Source organism: Paenibacillus sp. BK720, from assembly GCF_011761545.1.
Lineage (GTDB): Bacteria > Bacillota > Bacilli > Paenibacillales > Paenibacillaceae > Pristimantibacillus.
On the sequence record NZ_JAASRQ010000002.1, the window covers coordinates 703,999 to 725,473 of the forward strand.

Genomic DNA, 21,475 nt, shown 5'->3' on the forward strand with positions numbered 1-21,475 from the left:
CAGCACCAGATCTATAACCATGTGGAAATTTACAATAACATATGAAACTTTTAACAAAAAACGCGATTTACTCTCGAGTTTGGATAATGTTTCATCGATAAAATAAATTGCTGATCTAAGGAGGCTCGCACCAAACAATCATTTATTCGAAATAAGAGGAGAGTCATCATGAGAAGGTTTATAAGAAACAAAAAGTTGCCGGCGATGGTGCTGGCACTCGCAACGGTATTGAACTTATCCAATATTGGCGCTTTCACAGCCAATGCAGCTCCGCCAGGCGTAAATGTCCTGAAAAGCGAGAAAATTTCCTCCGGCGTCCACTTTACCTCGGAGGAGTACAGTAACTACTATAAAGAGAACAATCGAGTAGTCGTTAACCGTCTGGATATTAACCCGGCTGATTCGAATACGAGGATCATCACTGCCAAGGCGTACGACACTATAAGCGCCGTGGAAACGATCGGCGACCAGGCAAACCGGGAAATGTTGAAAGGCAATCAAGTCATTGCCGGTATCGACGGCGATTTTTACGATATCGATCCTGCCTCCGGAAGTCCGCTTGGGCTGATGATGAAGGACGGCGAGCTGATTATCAGCCAGGCGCCAGACGAAAATGCAACGAATTATCGCACCAGCTTTTACATGGACAACGCAAATAAGCCGGGAATTAACCAAATTCATGCGGAAGGCAAAATCTCGGTTGCGGGGGCCCAGTACGACGTAAATCTGCTTAACCGAAACCAAAAAGTGACGAACGGTTTGGTCATCCACACGAGCAAAATTACGAAAACGCGTAAAATGACGCATAACTACGCTGCCGACAGAGGCAAATCGGCTTTTGCGTTGATTCGCGTCAACGGCAATTTCGACGGCATTCATCCGGGGCAGGATTACACGGGTACCGTCGTTAACGTAACTTCCACGGAAGGCTTCGATATTCCCGACGACTCCGTCGTTCTGGAAGGCGTAGGCACATCGAAACCGATCGTCGAGGCGTTGCAAACCAACGCCGAGGTTAGCTTTAAATACGACTTGTACGCAGGCAAAGATGCGAACAACAACGATAGGATGAACAATGGTATCGTGACGTCAATTACCTTTAACACCTGGCTGGTGCGTGACGGCGTAGCGCTGTCGACCGGAGATACGGCTCCCAACGCCCATACGGCATTGGGCATGAAGGCGGACGGAAGCTTAATCGCGGTTACCGTAGACAAACCAAGTTCCAGTTATACCGGCAGCATCGGGACAAGTCTTGACGATCTTGCGAAATATTTGCAAGAAGCGGGAGCGGTCAATGCGCTTAATCTGGACGGCGGCGGTTCAACGGAGATGATCGTGCGCCAAGCCGGCAGCGATCGTCCGGTAACGATAAGCCATCCTGGCGATGTCAACGGATCCAGACTCGTTTCCAGCTCCTTGTTATTCGTTAGCACGGCGACGAAAGGCGCGACTGTCGGCAACGTGGTCGTCGACAAGAATGTGACGCTCTATACCGGCTCGAAATACGATTTCTCCTATCGTTTGGCGGATGAATTCGGCAATCCCATCTCCAGCGGCAACGGTCCCGCCGCTTGGGCATCGACCATCGGAAGCGTCGACCCGGCCGGCCATTATGTCGCGAATGCAGGAATCGGTGCAGGGGAAGTAACCGCGACGGTGGACGGGGTGAAAGGCAGCGCAAAGGTAACGGTCGTGAATACCGTCAACAATGCCGCCTTTACCAGCAATAACGTGGTTATGATGAACAATGAGAAGAAGCAGTTTGGATTCACCGCGGTCGACGGATCCGGAAATCAGGTGTACATTGATCCTTCCGTCGCGACTTGGAGCCTTTCCGGAGGCATCGGGGACGTAGACGCAAGCGGTCTCGTCACGACGAACGAGAACGGCGGCACGGGCACGCTTACCGCAACGTTCGGATCGTATACGATAACGACGAATGTCACGGTCGGACCCAAAGAGCAGATCATCGACAACTTCGATACCGTTTCGGACAGTGTCGGAATCCATCCGAGCAACTACCCGATTCAAGGTTATCATTATAGCGGAACAGCCTATCCTGCGAATACGAATGCCGCAAGCAGCCCTTATTTCAGTTTCTCAACGACCATCAAGCATTCGGGAGACCGAAGCTTTAAAATGGATTACGACATGGCCAATTGGAGTAAAGCCGCAAACGGCACTTTGAATTGGATTCCGCATTGGTATAAGAGCCCCAATTGGAGCGATGACCTTGCCGATTCGATGGATAAATCCTATAAAACCGATATCTATCCGAAGAAGTTTGGGATTTGGGTATACGGAGACGGCAAAGCTCCTTGGCTCAGGGTCATCTTTAAAGACGGTACCAACACGAACAAAACGCTCGATCTGACTACCGAAACCCAAGATATCGATTGGGTAGGCTGGAAATATCTCGAACTCAATATTCCTCAAGGCTGGGCGTTGCCGATACGGCTGAATTACGTGTACATGGCCGAGACAACGAAAACGAAGCCTAACTATTCCGGTTCGATCTATTTCGACGATATGAAATTTATTTATACCGACGACGTTCAAGACATCAGCGGTCCCGTATTCACCAATACGCTCCCATCGTCAGACGGCTGGTTCGACAGCACCCTTGATTTCTCGACGACGATAACCGATAACCTCTCGGGCGTGAAAGAGGACAGCATTATCGTCAAAGTGAACGACGCGCCGCAGACTTATACTTACGACAAAGATACGGGTCGTCTCAGCTTCAAGCTGGAAAATCTGGTTCAAGGGGATTACAGGGTATACGTTGAAGCAAAGGACGGAGCAGGCAACCAGTCCGTTCCTTGGATCGATAAAACGTACCATGTGGATTTGACGCCGGACGAAGAAGCTCCGACGATGACGGACGTAACGCCGACGAAAGATGTCAAGGTGAAAATTCCGACGCCTAGGGTAACGTTCAAGCTGTTGGATAGCAAATCGCAAGTGGATCCGGCGAGCATTTCCGTTAGGATGAATGATATCGAGCTGCCTGTGTATTACGATGCCAACACGGGTTGGGGCTATGCCGAACCGGCAAGCAACTTGGCGAATGGCGACTATACCTTAAGCATCAATGCCCGGGATAATGCGGGGAATGCCATGCCAACCTATAAGGATGAATTGACGCTCGAAGCCGTCGCCCAGCCTGCGGACGGCCATAACTTCAGCATCTCGGTTATTCCGGATACGCAAGGCAACGCTTTTACCCAAAAGCTGTTTAGCCGCGCGGCAGCCGACGATACTTCCTTGGTCATGCACATGGGCGACATCGTCGACGACGGCTCGCAATTGCAGTACGATCAGGCGGACGATTTCACCAAGCTGTTCGGTGCCAAGCCGTTCTTCGTGCTCGCGGGCAACCATGAGGCCTTTAAGAACACGCTCGACATCTTCTACAAGAAATTCGGTTCTCCGACGCAGCATTTCGAATACGGAGACACGCAGATCATTATGTTGAATTCGGCTTATATTCAAAGCATTACCGAATCGGATTCCACCCAGTTCCATTGGCTGGAGGACGTTCTAGCCAAGAACACAAAGAAGAACGTGCTCGTATTCGACCATGTTATTACAAGGGATTCGTTCGGTACGGCTCACCAAATGGACGCAGAGGATGCGAAGAGATACGAATCTATTCTCGGCGAGTATAAAAAGGCCCATCCGGACACCGAGATTTACAGTTTGTTCGGACACCTTCATACGCTTCAAACATGGGACGTAGACGGAGTAAAATACATCATCACCGGCAATGGCGCGGATAAAACCTATGTCTCGCACGGAGACGGGGATATGCTGGGAAGCGGCAAAATAACGCTTACCGACGGCAAGATGAAATTTACTTACGACCCGCTTCTCACGAAAACGTACATTAAAAACGAAGCCATCATCGGCAATAAGATGAGTGCGGTTATTGGTTCCAAGGTCCAATTGGATATGTTCGGCGATTTCCGAGAGTATCCTGCCAATTATGTGACCCAAATTAACAATCACGATCTGGTCGGAATCAAGTGGAGCTCGAGTAATGAAGCGGTCGCTTCCGTGGACGAGAATGGCGCAGTCACATCCAAGTCCAGCGGTTCCGCGGTTATTACGGGAGTTTCCGGAGGAAAAGCCAGCTCCGTCACGGTCGAGACGGTCAAGCCTACGGACGTCACGCCTGTCAAGCTGAACTTGTACGTTCCTGAATCCACTCAAGTGGGCGGTACGTTCATCCCGACGATCAAAGCGACTAACGCTTACGGCGCGGTTTACGCCCTTGACGCGAAGGACGTTACCTTCAGCTTCAAGAACGGAAAGGCACACATGCAAGATGCCGGAGTCATCCTCGCAGATGCCGAGGGCGACGAAGAGATCACGGTTACGTTCAGCGGATTGAAGGCGACGGCCATCGCGAAAATCGTTGCCAAGCCGACTACGCCTCCGGCTCCAGACAATGGCGGTCCGGTCGCGACTAAACCGGATGTCGATTTGACTAAGGACAGCGTCGTGAAAGCCGGCGTCTTCGCGGAACTCGCGAAAGACAAGAACGCAACGATGACGTTCGCGGGCAACGGCTACAAATGGAAAGTCATTGGCGCGGACATCACGAATCCTAACGCTGACGCAGACTTAGGCGTTAACGTCAAAAATCAAGCTCCCGTAGGGAAAGTTTCGACCCCTGTTCAAGTGAATAGAAAGAAAGTCGTTATGGGCTTGTCTCTCAATCAGAACGGAGCACTTCCGGGGAAAATGACGCTTGAAATCCCGACGAGCAAAGATCAAGCGGGCAAAAAGCTGTTCTTCTACGCGGTAAATTCCGCCGATCAAGCGCCTGTGCTCGTATCCGAGCTTACCGCCGACGAAAACGGAAACGTAGCGATTCCTTTCACTTCCTCGACGTCGGTCGAGTATGTGCTAACGTCGCAGAAGATCTTGGATTTCAAAGACGCCGACGCTCACTGGGCCAAAGCGGACATCTATTATCTGGTTGGCAAGGACATGATAAGCGGCGTTAACGACAGCCAGTTCCTGCCGAATAACACGATCACGCGCGGTGAATTCGTCAAGTTGATCGCCGGAGCGGCCGGAGCGGACGTGTCCGGGTTCACGAACAGCTCGTTCGCGGACGTCAGGCCGGACGCCTGGTACTCGCCTTACGTTGAATGGGCGAAGAAGAATAGCATCGTGCTTGGAGTAAAACCAAATGTTTTTGCTCCCAACGAGAAAATTTCGAGGGAACAAATGGCGGTTATTCTTGTACGACTGTCCGACTTGCTTGGATACACCTTGGAGACCAACGCCCAGCCCGTTCATTTCAAGGACGAAGCCACTATTTCCTCCTATGCGCGCGAGGCTGTAAAAAAGGCGCAGCAAGCCGGGATTGTAAGCGGCATGCCTAATAATCAATTCTCCCCAGAGAAAAGCGCATCTAGAGGAGAAGCGGCTAAGATGCTAGCGACCTTGCTCAAAGCCATGGAGAAGTAAAATGAATTGAGCCGCTGCAAGTTCATACGAAGATACAAACAATAAACGATCGCTTTCCGGCATTTCGGCTGCCGGGGAGTGATCGTTTTTGCAAGTTTACTAGCTATTGGATTCCGGAATCGAGGATTTAAACAAGAAATTCGGAGAAGCAATCAGACGGATTTTTTAGCGTTTGACGGTGTAGAGATTCATGGAGCGAAAGGCTATCTACCGTGAATCCGGCGATGCTGCGCTTTTTGGATGTTTTGCGGGATGCGGAGTCTCGAATAATGAAAGCGTTGACAACTTGGCGAGGCCGAGGTCAAACTGTAGATGCCATCATACGTACAAGAGGGGATGCCGATGAGGATCAAGTGGGTCAGTCATGCTTTGCGGGGAATCGTCCGCCCGTTTCAAATCAGCCTTCGGTACAAGCTTATGCTGCTCATGGTGCTGATCGCCGTGCTGCCGCTGTCGCTCGTCACGCTGTTCGCCACGAAGACGACCAAGCATTCGCTCGCCTCGGAGGTCATCCGGTCGAATGAATCCCGAATGGAATGGGCGGCTAAATATTTCGACGAGAAATTCGATCAGCTGCAGGCAGTTTCCTATTCGCTTCTTCTTGACAGCACGTTGTTCCCGAACGCGAACGACGGCGCGGTTCAGAGCGAGGGCACGCCTTCGTTCGTAAACCAATATACGATCGACAGGCTGAAGTCGTTGTACAGCGCCAACAACAAGAACATTGCGCAGGTTGCGCTGTATCTGAAATCTCAAAATCGCCTCTACGTCGTCGATAAGGACGCGGGTATCTCGACCGATCGTTTGAAGACGCCGCAGGTGGATTGGGGGGCGATCGGGCGGTCGCACGAGAGCTTGAATTTATTGCTTAACAACGGGAAGAACACCTTCTCCATTGTAAGGAGCATGAACCGGTTCCCGGACCGGGAGGTGCTAGGGGGCGTCAAGCTCGAGGTGCGGTGGAAAATGATGAACAGCGTGCTCGACATGGTCCACTCGGAGTCGAACAGCGAGGTGTTCGTGGCGGATGCGAACGGCAACGTCATGTACAATCCGTATTCCGAACGGATCGCCACCGAACCGGAGACGGTGAAGGCGGCACTTGCCGGACCCGGCGGTCAAGGCTATACGGAATCGAAGCGGGGCTTCCTGTTCTATCAGCCAAGCGTGTCGGGACAAGTCTGGATCGTAAAATTTATTCCGATGGAATACGTAACCGAAGGAGCGTCTTCAACGCTGAATTTCAGCCTGATCACGGCGCTGGCGTTCGCGATCGTCGCGATTGCGGCTTCGGTGCTGATCGCGTACATCACGACCCGGCCGATCATTAGACTTACGCAGTCGATGAAGGCCGTCGAAATTCAAAATTTTGAGGTGGACATCCGGGAACCGAGAAGCGACGAGATCGGCACGCTGGAGCGCCGGTTCAATTCGATGCTTGGCCGGATTAAAGAGCTGATCCAGACGGAGTACAAGGCCACGATTGAGAAACGAACGGCTCAGGTAAAAGCGATGCAGGCGCAGATCAATCCGCATTTTTTGCATAACGCGCTGCAGGCGATCGGAGGCATCGCGTTGTCCAGGAACGTACCGGAGATTAATGAGCATGTCCGAGCGATTAGCGATTTGTTCCGTTATACGATCCGAATGAAATCGGACCTCGTTACGGTCGCGGACGAGCTGGAGCATGCGCGGAACTACCTGCAGATCCAAAAGCTGCGCTTCCAGAGCATGATCGAGGTTCGGATCGACGCGGACGAGGAATGCCTGGGCTGCACAATTCCGAAATTCTCGCTTCAGCCGATCGTGGAGAACTGCTTCTTTCACGGGCTGGAGGGGAAAATGGATGCCTGGTCGATAACGATTCGGGTAGAGAAGGTGCTGGACGAGATTGAAATCAGCATCGCCGACAACGGCATAGGCATCGAAGAATCGCGACTGGCCGACATCCGCCGTCAGCTCAGCCAGCCCGCGGACGGGCAGGAGAACGGAGAAAGTATGGGGATAAGCAACGTCAACGCTCGGATTAAGCTGCTGTTCGGCGACGAATACGGACTGTTTATCTCAAGTGAATGGAAGGCGGGAACAACCGTTAAGCTGCTCATTCCCGCGCACGAAGAGGGGGAGAAGACATGAAGGCGGTAATCATCGACGATGAATTCTGGACGCGCGACAGCATTAAGCGGCTCGCGGATTGGGAACGATTCGGGATTAACCAGGTGGAAGAAGCGGAAGAGGGATTAAGCGGGCTGCGGATTATCGATCAGATCCATCCGGACATCGTGATCACGGACATGCGAATGCGCGGTATGGACGGCGCGGAGCTGCTGAAGAAGCTGACGGTGGATTATCCCTTCATAAGGAAAATCGTCATCAGCGGCTTCGACGATTTCGCGTACACGAAGCAAGCGATTCTCTCCAGAGTGGATGAATATATCCTGAAGCCCGTGCAGGCTGAGGAATTGAACCGGGCGCTGGAAAAGGCTGTATCGGAGCTGCGAATCGCACGGGGTCTTCATGCCGCGCAGCCCATGAACAAGGACGTCATGAGTGTCGTGACCGAATATAAGGAGCAGATCTCGCGGCAGTTTCAGGAGCTGCGGGCCGAGGCTGTCCGCGAGTCGTTCGAGGCGCTTGAAGCACTGCTGGGATCGCAGGCAACGCCCGCCCCTGGTCTGCATCATTTACTTTACAAGCATTTCATGCTGCTGCTGGACGAACTGATGGCGAAAGCCGGCATCGATTCCGCCACGGCGCTTCCGGAGCAGGCAGCATCGTTCTTCGTCACCGATTTCACGCCGCTCGAGCAGTGGATCGGCATGCTCCGCTCCTCGTACGGAGCGGTATTGGAGCAGACGATTCAGTCGCGCCAAAGCAAGCATCGCCTCGATATCGAGCATATCCGCCAGTTCCTCAACCGTTCGTACGCGGAGCCGATTACGCTGGAGTCGATCGCGAGCCTCTACTTCGTCAGCAAGGAGCATCTGGCGCGGACATTCAAGCAGGCGACAGGCTCAACGGTCATGGACTACATCGTTATGAAGCGGGTTGAAGAGGCTAACCGGCTGCTGCGGTCCTCCGTTTCGATCAAAAGCGCGGCGGAAGCGGTTGGTTATTCCGACCTGACCTATTTTCACCGCATTTTCAAAAAAGTGACGGGTATAACGCCTGCGCAGGCGAGACGGGAAACGGAGGAGCCGTGATGGCGAACTGGTAGGCCGGACAGGGTCATATAGCGCATCGATCAACCTTCTAATATCAATATCGTCCATAAAATCACGCAAATGCGGTCCAATGCCAAAGGTGCTGTCTCCCGTTATACTCATGATGTAAGCGTTATCCATACTTAGGGAGGTCTTGAAATGAAGAAAACGATTTCGATCTTGACAGCGGTTACAATATTGGGACTAACGGCAGCCTGCTCCGGTGGAGGCAACTCGAATAACGGAGAGGGAGCCGGGAACACGCAAGCAAGCGGGGCGAATGATGCTCCTTCAAATACGGCGGCCGACAACAAACCTTCGGGAGCTCCGAAGAAAGTAGAGCTGAAGATCTTCCTCGGCGGTCTAGACCGATTCCGCGATCAGTTCGACGGCTATTTCGAGAAATTCGCGGAGAAAGAGAAGGCCGAGAAAAACATTGAAGTCACGTTCAACTCCGAGTATCCGGGCGCGGACAACGCTCCTCAAATCTTGAAAACCCGTCTCGCCACGGGTGACGTACCGGATGTATTCAGCCTTCATGCGGGCAATGATATGCCTACCTTCTACAAGGCCGGCTATTTGACGGACTTGTCCGACCAGCCGCTGGCGGGCAAGCTTATCGACGGCATCAAGGAACTCGTTTCCATGGACGGCAAGGTCGTTGCGGTGCCTATGGAAAGTTTGTCGTGGGGCTACCTGTATAACAAGAAGATCTTTAGCGATCTCGGCATCACGCCGCCTAACACGCTGACCGAAATGAAAGCGGTTGTGCAGAAGCTGAAGGACAACAAGGTGACGCCGTTCCTGCTCAGCTACAAGGAAAGCTGGATTCCGCAATTGTTCCTGCCGCTGACGGTAGGCGGCCTCGTCAACAGCAGCCACCCGGACTTCATGGATAAAATGAACACTGACCAAGGCAGCTTCGCCGACATTAAGGAAATGTTCGACATCATTGATCTTGTCAACGCGAATGGCACGGATCGGGCATTCGAGAAAGGCAACGACGATGGCGCTGCCGACTTCGCGAATGGCAAAGCGGCAATGTGGGTGCAAGGCCCGTGGGATGCGGACAGCATCCTGAAAATGAATGACAAGGCAGAATTCGGCGTCGCGCCGCTGCCGATTAACGACGATCCGGCTTCGCTGCGCATTAACGTATCCGTGTCTACGGCACTGTCCGTGCCCCCGACCAGCAAGAACAAGGAGGTCGCGATCGACCTGCTCAACTTCATCCTCGACGACCAAGCATCAAACGATCTGTACCAAAGCCTGAAATTCAATCCGGTTTCCAAGAACCATACCTTTAAACCTTACCCTTGGGTAGAAGACGCCGCCGTTTACGTGAACAAAGGCCAATCCTACAGGGACCCTGCGATTCCATCCGCGGTTAAAGACGAGTCGGGCAAAGCGCTGCAATCCTACTTTGACAAGAAGCTGTCCAAGGAAGACGTTATCAAGCAATTGGACAAGGCATGGAAGGAAGCTAACGCGGCAGCCGCCAAGTAACTCGAAGCCAGGATCAAAACGAGCGTATCCTGTTTCCGCAAGGCCCCTTGGGTCAGGCGGGAGCAGGGCATGTCTTCCCAAGGAGTGAATGCAATCATGACGAGCCGACGATATAAAGCGACCTTGTCGCTCATTTTGTTCGTGCTGCCCGCCTTCGTGCTTTATCTGCTTTTTCTGGTTATTCCGATGCTCCAAGGCTCTTACTACAGCTTCACGGATTGGAACGGACTGAACAAGACCTACGATTTTGTGGGCATTCAAAATTTCGTCGAGGCGCTGCGGGATGACCGCTATTTCCGCTCGGCCATTTGGTTCACCGCCAAGTACGTAATCTTCGCGGTCGTCTTCCAGAACGTACTCGCCCTGCTGCTGGCGATGCTCATCGAATCCCGTACGCGGGGCAAAGGGCTGTTCCGGACCATTTTCTTCATGCCGAACATGCTCAGCGTCATTATCAGTACGTTTATGTGGGTATTCGTCTTCTCGAAGGTTATTCCGGCCCTATCCGAATACGCCGTATTTAAATTCCTCGATCTGTCCTGGCTTGGCGATCCCCAGGTATCCTTCTGGTCGATTCTGCTAGTGTCCTTATGGGGCGGGGTCGGCACTCTGATGTTGATTTACATGTCGGCGATCCAGGGGATTCCCTCGCATCTGAAGGAAGCGGCCATCATCGACGGGGCGACGCCTTTCCGTATGCTCCGGTACATCACGCTGCCGTTAATCGCCCACGCGCTGACGATCTGCATCTTCTTGACCTTAAACAGCTCGTTTAAGGTATATGATCTGGTCTACGCCTTAACCGGCGGAGGCCCGGGACGGGGAACGCAGGTTATTACGATGAACATTCTCGAGGAAGCGTACCAAGGAAACAACCGATACGGCTATGCCAGCGCCAAAGCGATCATTCTATTTCTGATAATTCTCGTCATCACCATGATTCAAGTGTCGGTCATGAAGAAGCGCGAGGTGGAAGCATGAGCAGACGACTCTATCCGGTTCTGGCCTGGTTCGTGCTTGCGGTACTGGCTGTTTACTTCCTCTTTCCCATCTATATGGCCATCGTCAATTCGTTCAAGACGGAAGGCGAGGTATACAACTCCGTGTTAGGTTTGCCGTCAGCATGGAAACTGGATAATTACACCGATGCCTTCAAGAAGGCAAACATGCTCCGAAGCGGCTGGAATACCGTCGTTGTGACCGTAACGGGCATAGTCGGCATCGTTGCGTGCAGTTCCCTGGCTGGTTATAAGCTGTCGCGCACGCGAAGCCGTCTCAGCAGCTGGATCTTCATGCTGTTCGTAGCGTCCATGCTCATTCCGTTTCAGACGATCATGGTTACGCTGACGAAGATGGCCCGCGATCTCGGGCTTCAGGGTTCACCGTTTGGTCTCGGTGTCGTATGCGCCGGGCTTGGCGTCAACATGGCCATTTTCCTCTATCACGGTTTCGTTAAAGGCATTCCCCGGGAGCTGGACGAATCGGCCAGCATGGACGGCTGCGGCGAATGGAAAGGGTTCTTCCTGATCATTTTTCCGTTGCTCTTGCCGATCACGTTTACCATCGTTGTGCTGAATCTACTCTGGCTGTGGAACGACTTCCTGCTGCCGGTGCTGCTGTTGAACGATTATCGCCAGTATACGCTCGTATTGACGATCAATATGTTCTTCGGCAAATACAGCCGGGACTGGGCGCTGATTCTTGCATCGCTGATTCTTTCGTCCATTCCGATCGTCCTGATCTTCGCGTTTTTCCAGCGGTGGATCATCCAAGGCATTACCGAAGGGGCGGTCAAAGGGTAAAACGAATGATGCAAATACAAAGAGAAAGCCCTGAATAAACAAGAATGATGCGGAAAATTTCTTTCTTGTAACTCTATGAAATGGGCCTCCGGACAGGCCATTGGAAGAACCAAGGCGAACAAGCCCTCATAGAATGAGATAGCTTCACAATCCATCTATGAGGGGGAAACAGGCGATGAGCATCATAAATTACGTCGCGAACAGCGGATTCGAATCGGGACTTACGGGGTGGGTGACCTCCGGGACAGTAACTCTCAACTCGACCTACAGCCAGACCGGCTCGAACTCCGCACAGGTTGCGGGAGGGACGTCCGGCTCCTATATCTATAAGCTCGTTAGCGTACCCGACAGCAACAACTTCGAGCTGATGGTCTCGCTGTCGAAGAACGGCTCCGGTCTCGGACCGTCCGTCATTATCGGGGTCTTTTACTTCACGACCGGGCTCGTCTATCAGAATACGGGACTTTTAGCCACGATTCCTTCCCGTCTGCCGGACGGCACGGCGAATAACTGGAAGGCCGCCTACTTCAATGTGGAACCTGCCTTCCCGGGAGCGACCGTGGCTCAAATTTTCATTACGACCGGTTTGCTGGCTAATTCGGCGGACCTGCTCGTCGATGATGTCCAGCTGCTCAACAGCCTTTGAATATCTTGCTAAATCAAATGCGACATGCATCCTGTCCTAAACAGGGCCGCGCAAGCAAAAAGGGAAGAAACAGGTGCGTCCTGTTCTTCCCTTTTTATTTGCGTAGAAGTTTTTATAATGCAATTATCATTGACGAGTCATTGTAGAGGAAAAGAGGCAGGAGTAAAATATTGGATAAGCATGTAAGCGGTTGGGGGAGAGAGACTGCGGTGGATACTTCGTTACTTGTTGCATTAAGTATTTCGTTTGTCTTTGTGACGGTGTTTACTCCTGTCTTGATATGGGGGCTGCGCAGCCTGAAGCTGCTTCAGCCTATTCGGGTTGAGCTGCCGGCGGATCACCAGGCTAAACGCGGCACGCCTCTAATGGCTGGACTCATTCTGCTGACCGGCGTGTTTACCTCGGTCTATTTTTATCCAAGTCCGCTTGTGCTGTTTCTGGGAGCAACGTTTGTGCTGTTTAGCCTGGTAGGCTTTATGGATGATATGAAGAAGGCGGCCTTTCAAGATCCTTCAGGCATTTCGGGGAAAACAAAGCTGGTATTCCAGTTTGCGTTTACGATTCTATTACTGTATATTTTATTGACTCAATTTCATTTGAGCTCCGATATTCTGCTGTTTTATGACTTAGCGATTCACCTGCCGGTGTGGGTATACCTGATTCTCGCGATGCTGTTTATTGTCGGCTCCGCGAATGCGATCAACTTTACGGACGGGCTCGACGGGCTGTTGATTAACGTCTCGATTCCAACCTATTTTTTCTTCTTTATGATTTCGGACAAAACAGAAATCAAGACCTTCTCGTTAGTCATGATTGGCTGCCTGCTGGGGTTATTCTTGTACAATATTTATCCCGCCAAAGCTTTTATGGGCGATACCGGCTCGCTTGCGATTGGGGGCTCGCTAACCTTTCTAGCTGTTATCGAAAAGGTTGAAATTCTTATTCCGCTATTATTTTCAGTCTATTTAGCGGAACAGCTTTCGGTTATGCTGCAGGTCTGGTATTACAAGAGAACGAAAAAAAGACTATTCCGGATGGCTCCGATTCACTACCATTTCAGCTTGAAATATGGCTGGAGCGAGAATAAGATCGTCATGATTTTCGGATTTGTATCCTGGATATCCGCAATGCTCTCTTGGATCTTATGGAAGTACCTGCGATGAAGAGCTTGAGAAATCAAGCCAGACTTTCGAGGAAATTAGCCAAGGATGCACCGTTTCGAAAGAAAGTCTTTCGCGCTGCAACCGGGATCATGAAAACAAGCATTCCAAAAGCTGCGGTATCAGGTTCGTTAAACATGTGCGGCTGTGCTAAAATATGGTGTGTAGCGAACTTTACATACCGGAATTAAAGGAGCGAGAACTATGCAATCCGTAGCAGGAAAAGTAGCAATAATCACCGGAGCGGGACGCGGTATCGGGCGTGCGACAGCCATTGCGTTTGCGCAAGAGGGCATTCACGTCGGACTAATAGGACGCTCGCTGGAAAACTTGCAAAAGGTAGCGGAAGAGCTTAAGCCGTACGACGTGAAGACAGCGGTTTCGACAGCCGACGTGGCCGATCTGGCTTCCGTTACTGCGGCAGTCGAATCCATTCGCGGAGAGCTGGGCGCCATCGATATTCTCGTTAACAATGCCGGAATCAGCAAATTCGGCGGCTTTATGGAGCTAACGCCGGAAGAATGGACGAAGATTATCGATGTCAACGTTAAAGGCGTGTACTACGCCACCCGCGCGGTATTGCCGGAAATGATGGAACGGAACACTGGCGATATCGTGAACATTGCGTCCACGGCGGGTCAAAGAGGAGCACCGCTCACAAGCGCGTATACCGCATCGAAAGCCGCCGTTATTGGGTTAAGCGAATCTTTAATGCTTGAGGTTCGGAAGAAAAACATTCGCGTAACGACGTTAACTCCAAGCACAGTCGCAACGGATATGGCATTGGAGCTCAAGCTGACGGACGGCAACCCGGAGAAGGTTATGCAGCCGGAAGACTTGGCGGACTTGATCGTCGCGCAATTGAAGCTGCACCCTCGCGTTGTATTGAAGCATGCCGGTCTGTGGTCGACAAATCCGTAAAACCGGCGCAAAGCGAAAGAACATTAAAAAGCTCCGATAGGGGCTTTTTTAATGTTCTTTGCAATCTTCTAGAGACTTCGTTCCAGCAGAACCCCAACCTGCTTCGCCATAACTTCCGGCGGATGAGGCATTCCATTCCTGATCCACCACTCAATTATCCCTACATAGGCCGTGCCGGCGTATTGCAGCATAACTTCATCGCTTAAATCCGCATTTCTGTTGCTTTCTCTGTCAATCTCGCCTTTAAAGCCTTCCATAAAAGAGTCGAGAAGCCGGGTTCTGAAGGACGAAGGAGCGCCTTTTGCTTCTTTGCTCGCCAGCATAGTGGAGAAAAACAAATAATTTTCCTCGAAATATTTAAAATAAGGCACCAAGGCATCGGTCCAAGCCATTTCGCATGCCCATTTATCCATTTCTCCCAATTCGTTCAGATGCGTTTCAATGAGTTTATCCAATAAGTCGTATTTGTCCTGATAGTGCAGGTATATCGTTCCGCGGTTTAGATTTGCCCGGTCCGCGATATCCTGAATCGTAATTTCGTCGAAGCTTTTTTCGGACATTAGATCGATAACCGCGGATTTTAAGGATTCCTGCGTTTTTAGAATTCTCCGATCTGCTTTGGGCATGAAAATAGTCACCTGGCCTTTGCAAGATAATTAACATTTTTGCTCTATATGTTGATATATCAACATATCCCGATTTTTTAACCATTGAATGCGTTTCTTTAAGCTATATAATAATGAACATGAGTTGATTAAACAATTATTTTTGTTTATCCAGTTCATGTTGAATGATTATTTTTCATATACCAATTTCACGTGAAACCAATCTACCGGGAGGTTAATCATGATTACTGTAAATGCACGAGCAACATTTAGTTCGGAAGGTTCATTTCAATTGACGGCTATCGAACGCAGGGAGCTTCAGCCTCACGATGTCCTCATTGAAATTAAGTATGCCGGAATTTGCCACTCCGATATCCATTCGGCCAGGGGCGAATGGGGGCCCGTTCAATATCCTTTTGTTCCGGGGCACGAGATTGCAGGGATCGTCGCGAAGGTTGGTTCGGAGGTAACCAGGCATAACGTTGGCGACCGGGTGGGAGTAGGCTGCATGGTTGATTCCTGCGGGAAATGCGCAAACTGCCACAAGGGGGAAGAGCAGTATTGCCTGGAAGGAATGACCGGCACTTATGGCTCTATCGACCGATACGGGCAATATACGCAAGGCGGATATTCTACGCATATCGTCGTAAAAGAAGAGTTCGTGGTTAAAATTCCCGACGCGTTGGCGCTTGACGCTGCGGCTCCTCTTCTGTGCGCAGGCATAACAACGTACTCGCCGCTGCGCCATTGGGGGGCCGGTCCCGGCAAAAAGGTCGCTGTTGTTGGACTTGGCGGCCTCGGACATATGGCCGTGAAGCTTGCTCATGCCATGGAGGCAGAGGTAACGGTGTTATCGCAATCCCTGAAGAAAAAAGAAGACGGTTTGCAGCTTGGCGCGGATCATTACTATGCGACAAGCGATCCGGAGACGTTCAAGCAATTGAGCGGTTCGTTTGACCTTATCGTAAATACGGTAAGCGCGAAGATCGATATCAATGCGTACCTTTCGCTCCTGGCCGTGGACGGTACTTTGGTTAATGTTGGCGCTCCGTCGGAGCCGCTGCCGGTTCAAGTATTCTCGCTGATCCCTCAGCGCCGTTCGTTTGCCGGTTCGTCAATCGGCGGAATCCGCGAAACGCAGGAGATGCTGGACTTTTGCGCTGAACATAATATTACTCCCGAAATTGAAGTTATTTCGGCCAATCGGATTGATGAAGCTTGGGAGCGCGTATTGGCTTCGGATGTCCGGTACCGTTTTGTGATTGATATCGGCACGATGATGAACGAGTAAAGCTTATATTAAACAGAGCAATGGAGGCATTATAAAAATGACAATCAAAAGAATTGGCTCTCAGCCTTCCGGGAAGGGACCCTTTGATTATTTTACGGGAACGGTACGTATCGATCCCCTGTTTGAGGCACCGGATCCTGCGCGCGTTGCAGGAGCAAGCGTGACGTTCGAGCCGGGAGCAAGGACGGCATGGCATACGCATCCACTTGGCCAGACGCTGATTGTAACCGCGGGCAGTGGACGAATTCAGCGCTGGGGAGGACCGATTGAAGAAATTTATCCAGGTGACGTCGTCTGGTTTCCGCCGGGCGAGAAGCATTGGCATGGCGCTTCCCCAACGACAGCGATGACTCATATGGCCATTCAAGAACGTCTTGACGGCAAGGCGGTCGAATGGCTGGAAAAAGTAAGCGATGATCAGTATCAAGGCTGATCGGGTCGACATGAGGATGATTTCTATTGCCCGAAAACCCGAATAAATGGCTGATTATTATTTTGGCATTAGGCGTCTTTGGGATATTAAACACGGAGATGGGCGTTATCGGGATATTGCCGTTAATTGCCGAACGTTATGATGTCAGCATCGCCGCCGCCGGGCTGTCGGTTAGTCTTTTTGCGCTGGCTATTGCCGTATCCGGTCCAATTACGCCATTATTGTTTTCTCGCGTGAATCGCAAGACGACGATGCTGCTTGTGCTCGCTATCTTTATCCTGGGCAATGCGGTTTCCGCGGCAACGTCCAACTTTACGCTGTTATTAATTGCTCGGGTGTTTCCGGCCGTTTTTCATCCGGTATATGTGTCGCTAGCCTTTACGGCAGCTGCTTCATCCGTCAGCAAGGAAGAAGCCCCCAAGGCGGTTTCAAAAATATTTATCGGAGTATCGGCAGGCATGGTTCTTGGCGTGCCTGTCACTAGTCTAATTGCCGATGCCGCGTCCTTAAGCATAGCCATGATATTTCTTGCTGTCGTGAATACGCTCGCGTTTTTAGCAACCCTGCTCTTTGTGCCTGCTATGCCGGTTAAAGAAAAAACATCCTATGGGGCGCAAGTGAGGGTGCTGAAAAAATCGGTCATCTGGCTGTCTATCGCCGCCGTTATCTTTATGAACGGAGCCGTGTACGGGGTATATAGTTATCTTGCCGAGTATCTGGAAACCGTTGCGGATATGGCTTGGAACACCATTAGCCTTGTGTTATTCCTTTACGGTGCGGCCAATATAGTCGGGAACTTTTTGGCAGGAAAGCTTCTTGCAGCATACGCCTATAAATGCGCAGCGATTTTCCCTTTCGCGCTAGGAGCGGTTTATATCGTTATGTTTTCCGCGGGACAGCTTGGCATTTCCATGTTCTTCATTATTGTAACTTGGGGAATAGTGGCGGGTATCGGGGCGAATATCAATCAATACTGGATAACGTCCGCTGCTCCGGAGGCGCCAGAGTTCGCCAATGGATTATTTTTGACATCGGCCAATTTAGGCACAACCTTTGGAGCAACGATATGCGGCCTCTTTATTACCGGAATCGGTACGCCATACGTTGTGTTTGGCGGACTACTATTTTTGCTGTTAAGCTCTATTTCCGTATTTCTGAGAAGCTCCTCCTCTTTGGCGAAAGCGATGTAAAGAGAATAGAGGACGCTGCTGCGGCCGTCATGGCACGAATATAAAGGATCGTCTCTCAAAGGAGTGGCGATCCTTATTTCTACAGGAAACATTTAATTTGATTGTTTATATTGACTTGGAGTCATGCCCATAACCTTCCGAAATACCTCACGGAAATGAGCGGGATCCTGGTAACCGACCTGCTTGGCGATTTCGCCTACCGATTGGCGGGTACCGCTCAACAATCTGCAAGCCCACTCTACGCGTTTGTGCTGCACGTATTCGGAGAACCCCATCCCGGTTTGCTGCCGGAACAATCGGATGAAGTGCCGCTGGCTAATACCGGCTTGTTGCGCTAACCGTTCCACCTTTAGTGCTTCAGCCAGGTGCTCATTAATATGGTCCAGTAAGCTGGCTAGCCCGCTTTGTCTCGTGCTGCCGGATGTATGATTGCCAGTGGCATCCTGCATTTTCAGTTTCCTGGATATGCGAGTCAGCAGCTGAAGCAGGCCGGCAAGTATAGTCGTTTCAAAGCCCCAAGATTCCTCCGTAAATTCCCGGTGCAGCTGTTCAAACCATGGCGCAAACTCCAACGGAGTATCCTGGAGAAACAGATACGTCCCAGGTTTGCCGTCAAGAATATGAAATACGTCGGTGTCCCTGCAATAGGGAGACAGCCATAGGTTAAGCTTTCCGATCCAATCGGGGCGGATGCATAGGTTATAGACGAGTAGACTTTTGGACGCTCCGTTGGGCCGGAAAATATGGGAAGTACCTATCGGAATGATATAGAGGCTGCCCTTGCTCGTTTTGTTCACTTCGTCTGCCACATAATGATAACCCTCGCCCGACAGGACATACACGATTTCTAGATAGGCATGATCATGCTCCCTAAGATCGAAGCCCTCTTCCCAGCGGTTAATAAAGACAGGAAATTGATTATGGAAATGCTCCTCGATGGAGGAGTGGTGGGCGGGAGCTTTACCCGCCTTTTTGCGATCGTTAGCAAACATGTCATTTTCCCCTATGCATCATGTCATTTGTTCCTGCTTTTCGGATATTTTGCTTATTATACAATTTACGTAAACGATTCGAAAGGGGCAAGCTAACCGATGGTTTCGCAAGATAAGAAAAAGGCTGCCTGGATCTGGTATCCCGGAGATTTCGAGATTAGGCTGCATGAGAAAATGTCCGCAAAGCGCACCGCCCGAGGGGTTGCGTATCCCGCTTATTGGCGGCTTGACCGGCATTATTCCAATGTTAAATTCCGATATACCTATGAATTGGAACATGAAGAGGAAATTACGATTGCCGCGGAAGGCGTCTTTTCTCTCTACCTGGACGGCAAAGACAATTACCGCTACAGCCGTTCAAGGATAACGCTTCCTGCGGGCCGCCATGAAATTTCGGTCAGCGTGTTTAACGATACGGAAATACCGGCGATTTATGTAGCGGGACGCTCCATCCAATCGGATTCCACTTGGGAAGTGACGTCTTATCAGAATGATTGGCTGCCGGCCGGCTTCTGGAAGTTTGATACCCCGGAGAATAGACCGTCCGCCTTCCGACTGGCGGTTACTCCCCAAGAGCCTCTCTCGGTTATGGAGAAAGATGGCTCTCCGCTCCTTGATTTTGGCAAAGAAACCTTCGGCTACCTCCGTTTTCATAAGCTGACGGGCAGGGGTTCGGTAAAGGTTTATTACGGTGAATCCATCGCCGAGGCGCTTTCGCCGGAAGAATGCGTGACCTTGGATGCTTTCGAGGCGGAAGAGGCGGGAGGATTGCAAGTGGATGGCGTATTCACGCTGGAGGAGCCGAAGGCGTTCCGGTATGTATGGATTCACGCCGATCCGGGCGTAACGTGGGAGCGGGTATCGATGCTCTACGAATATGTGCCGGTTCAATACAGAAGCTCATTCGAATGCTCGGATGCTAAACTAAATGACATTTATAAAATGTCGCTGTATACGCTGCACTTGAATACGCGAGAATTTTTCCTGGACGGAATCAAGCGGGACCGCTGGGTCTGGTCCGGCGATGCTTACCAAGCTTTCCTGATGAACTACTACAGCTTTTTCGATCTGGATGTCACGCGCAGGACGCTTGTCGCTTTGAGAGGGAAAGATCCACTAACTATGCATCTCAACACCATCGTCGATTACTCTCTCTATTGGTTCGTCTCTCTTTACGACTATTATCTGTATACGGGAGATTTTTCCTTCGTCTGCCAAAATTACGATCGTGCCGCAACCTTGATGGAGTTTTGCTTAAACCAGCGAAATGAAGAAGGATTTATCGAAGGCCGGCCGCAGGATTGGGTATTTGTGGATTGGGCGGCTTTGACCAATACGGGCGCCGTAAGTACGCTGCAAATTTTATTGGCCCGGAGCCTGGAAGCGATGAGCACGTTTTCCGGCCTGCTAGGCGATCGTGAAGCATCTTCCCATTACGGTCGCTTGGCGGCCGAGCTTAAGGATAAGACGCTGTCCTTATTCTGGGATAACGAAAGAGGCGGGCTGCTGCATCACCGGGTCGATGGGGAAACCAAGCCGATACTCACGAAGCATGCGAATATGTTTGCGATGACCTTCGGTTATTTATCGGAAGAACAACGTTCGAGCGTTATTCGTCAGGTGATGCTGAATCCCGAGGTTCCGCAAATTCGGACTCCTTATATGCGGTTCCATGAGCTAGCCGTGTTATGCGAAAGCGGCGAGCAGGATGTGGTGCGCAAGGAAATGCTGTCTTACTGGGGCGGCATGATGGATTTGGGAGCAACGTCCTTCTGGGAGGAGTACGACCCTTCTCTTGCCGACGATCAGCATTACGGCATGTATGGCATGCCATTTGGCAAAAGTCTATGCCATGCCTGGGGGGCTGGCCCGATCTATTTGATCGGAAAATATTATTTGGGCATCACTCCGTCATCACCCGGCTATGAAACCTATCGCATCAGCCCGAACCTAGGCGGGCTGCGGCATATGCAGGGGACCGTTCCGATTGGAGAAGGGCAAATCACGGTCAAGATGGATACGACCAGCATTCGAGTGGAAAGCACAAGCGGCTCTGGCGTGCTGACCTTTGCAAGCAGCCATACTCCCGAAAGCCCGGACGCCGAAATTAGAAGCATTGGGGAAAAGACCTTTGAAATATCCGTAGAGGCGGGTAAGCCTTACCGCGTAACATATCGGGCATAGGATTTGAAAGTGGAAACTCCCGCAGGCGGGAATTTCTTTTCGTGCACGGCGATTG

Annotated in this window: 15 protein-coding genes; 13 read left to right on the forward strand and 2 right to left on the reverse strand. The window is 51.2% G+C overall.

The genetic code is table 11. The annotated features are described in order from the left end of the window. Positions 1–168: 168 nt before the first annotated feature. The 9 genes from FHT67_RS10050 (at position 169) to FHT67_RS10090 (ending at position 14,725) form a co-directional block, all read left to right on the forward strand. Complete coding sequence (locus FHT67_RS10050) at positions 169–5,487, forward strand: S-layer homology domain-containing protein (protein ID WP_167197767.1); 5,319 nt, start codon at positions 169–171, stop codon at positions 5,485–5,487. A gap of 342 nt (positions 5,488–5,829) precedes the next feature. Continuing rightward, entirely contained in the window at positions 5,830–7,623 is a 1,794-nt protein-coding gene (locus FHT67_RS10055) for a sensor histidine kinase (protein ID WP_167197770.1), read from the forward strand. Then, a complete protein-coding gene (locus tag FHT67_RS10060) occupies positions 7,620–8,690 on the forward strand; it encodes a helix-turn-helix domain-containing protein (protein ID WP_167197771.1) in 1,071 nt (356 codons plus the stop codon). Before FHT67_RS10055 ends, FHT67_RS10060 begins: the two co-directional genes overlap by 4 nt. 159 nt (positions 8,691–8,849) lie before the next feature. Further along, entirely contained in the window at positions 8,850–10,196 is a 1,347-nt protein-coding gene (locus tag FHT67_RS10065; protein WP_167197774.1) for an ABC transporter substrate-binding protein, read from the forward strand. A gap of 96 nt (positions 10,197–10,292) precedes the next feature. After that, the gene (locus FHT67_RS10070; RefSeq protein WP_167197777.1) at positions 10,293–11,177 is read left to right on the forward strand and encodes a carbohydrate ABC transporter permease; all 885 of its coding nucleotides are present in this window, start codon (positions 10,293–10,295) and stop codon (positions 11,175–11,177) included. Further along, positions 11,174–11,998: a carbohydrate ABC transporter permease gene (locus FHT67_RS10075; RefSeq protein WP_132305995.1), complete on the forward strand. Its 825-nt coding sequence runs from the start codon at positions 11,174–11,176 to the stop codon at positions 11,996–11,998. The genes FHT67_RS10070 and FHT67_RS10075 overlap by 4 nt, the downstream gene beginning before the upstream one ends. Positions 11,999–12,173: 175 nt before the next feature. Next, the gene (locus FHT67_RS10080) at positions 12,174–12,644 is read left to right on the forward strand and encodes an NTTRR-F1 domain (protein WP_167197780.1); all 471 of its coding nucleotides are present in this window, start codon (positions 12,174–12,176) and stop codon (positions 12,642–12,644) included. 209 nt (positions 12,645–12,853) lie between these two features. After that, the gene (mraY, locus tag FHT67_RS10085; protein ID WP_167197782.1) at positions 12,854–13,807 is read left to right on the forward strand and encodes a phospho-N-acetylmuramoyl-pentapeptide-transferase; all 954 of its coding nucleotides are present in this window, start codon (positions 12,854–12,856) and stop codon (positions 13,805–13,807) included. A 201-nt stretch (positions 13,808–14,008) separates the two neighbouring features. After that, the gene (locus FHT67_RS10090) at positions 14,009–14,725 is read left to right on the forward strand and encodes a 3-ketoacyl-ACP reductase (RefSeq protein WP_167197786.1); all 717 of its coding nucleotides are present in this window, start codon (positions 14,009–14,011) and stop codon (positions 14,723–14,725) included. Between the two features lie 68 nt (positions 14,726–14,793). Here FHT67_RS10090 and FHT67_RS10095 read toward each other — a convergent pair whose 3' ends face one another. Continuing rightward, positions 14,794–15,351: a TetR/AcrR family transcriptional regulator gene (locus tag FHT67_RS10095; protein ID WP_167197789.1), complete on the reverse strand. Its 558-nt coding sequence runs from the start codon at positions 15,349–15,351 to the stop codon at positions 14,794–14,796. Positions 15,352–15,571: 220 nt separating this feature from the next. Between FHT67_RS10095 and FHT67_RS10100 the strand changes: the two genes are divergently transcribed. Genes FHT67_RS10100 through FHT67_RS10110 form a run of 3 tightly spaced genes read left to right on the forward strand, consistent with a single transcriptional unit; the run spans position 15,572 to position 18,244 of the window. Continuing rightward, entirely contained in the window at positions 15,572–16,621 is a 1,050-nt protein-coding gene (locus FHT67_RS10100; protein WP_167197792.1) for an NAD(P)-dependent alcohol dehydrogenase, read from the forward strand. Between the two features lie 37 nt (positions 16,622–16,658). After that, positions 16,659–17,054, forward strand: coding sequence for a (R)-mandelonitrile lyase (locus FHT67_RS10105; RefSeq protein ID WP_132305983.1), 396 nt, complete (start codon positions 16,659–16,661; stop codon positions 17,052–17,054). A gap of 26 nt (positions 17,055–17,080) precedes the next feature. Further along, the gene (locus tag FHT67_RS10110) at positions 17,081–18,244 is read left to right on the forward strand and encodes an MFS transporter (RefSeq protein ID WP_132305981.1); all 1,164 of its coding nucleotides are present in this window, start codon (positions 17,081–17,083) and stop codon (positions 18,242–18,244) included. A gap of 92 nt (positions 18,245–18,336) precedes the next feature. On the opposite strand, the gene FHT67_RS10115 is transcribed toward FHT67_RS10110, so the two are convergent. Further along, positions 18,337–19,236, reverse strand: a complete 900-nt coding sequence (locus FHT67_RS10115; protein WP_167197795.1) for an AraC family transcriptional regulator — start codon at positions 19,234–19,236, stop codon at positions 18,337–18,339. A gap of 99 nt (positions 19,237–19,335) precedes the next feature. Between FHT67_RS10115 and FHT67_RS10120 the strand changes: the two genes are divergently transcribed. Next, positions 19,336–21,420, forward strand: coding sequence for an alpha-L-rhamnosidase-related protein (locus FHT67_RS10120; RefSeq protein WP_167197798.1), 2,085 nt, complete (start codon positions 19,336–19,338; stop codon positions 21,418–21,420). The last annotated feature ends 55 nt before the right edge of the window (positions 21,421–21,475 follow it).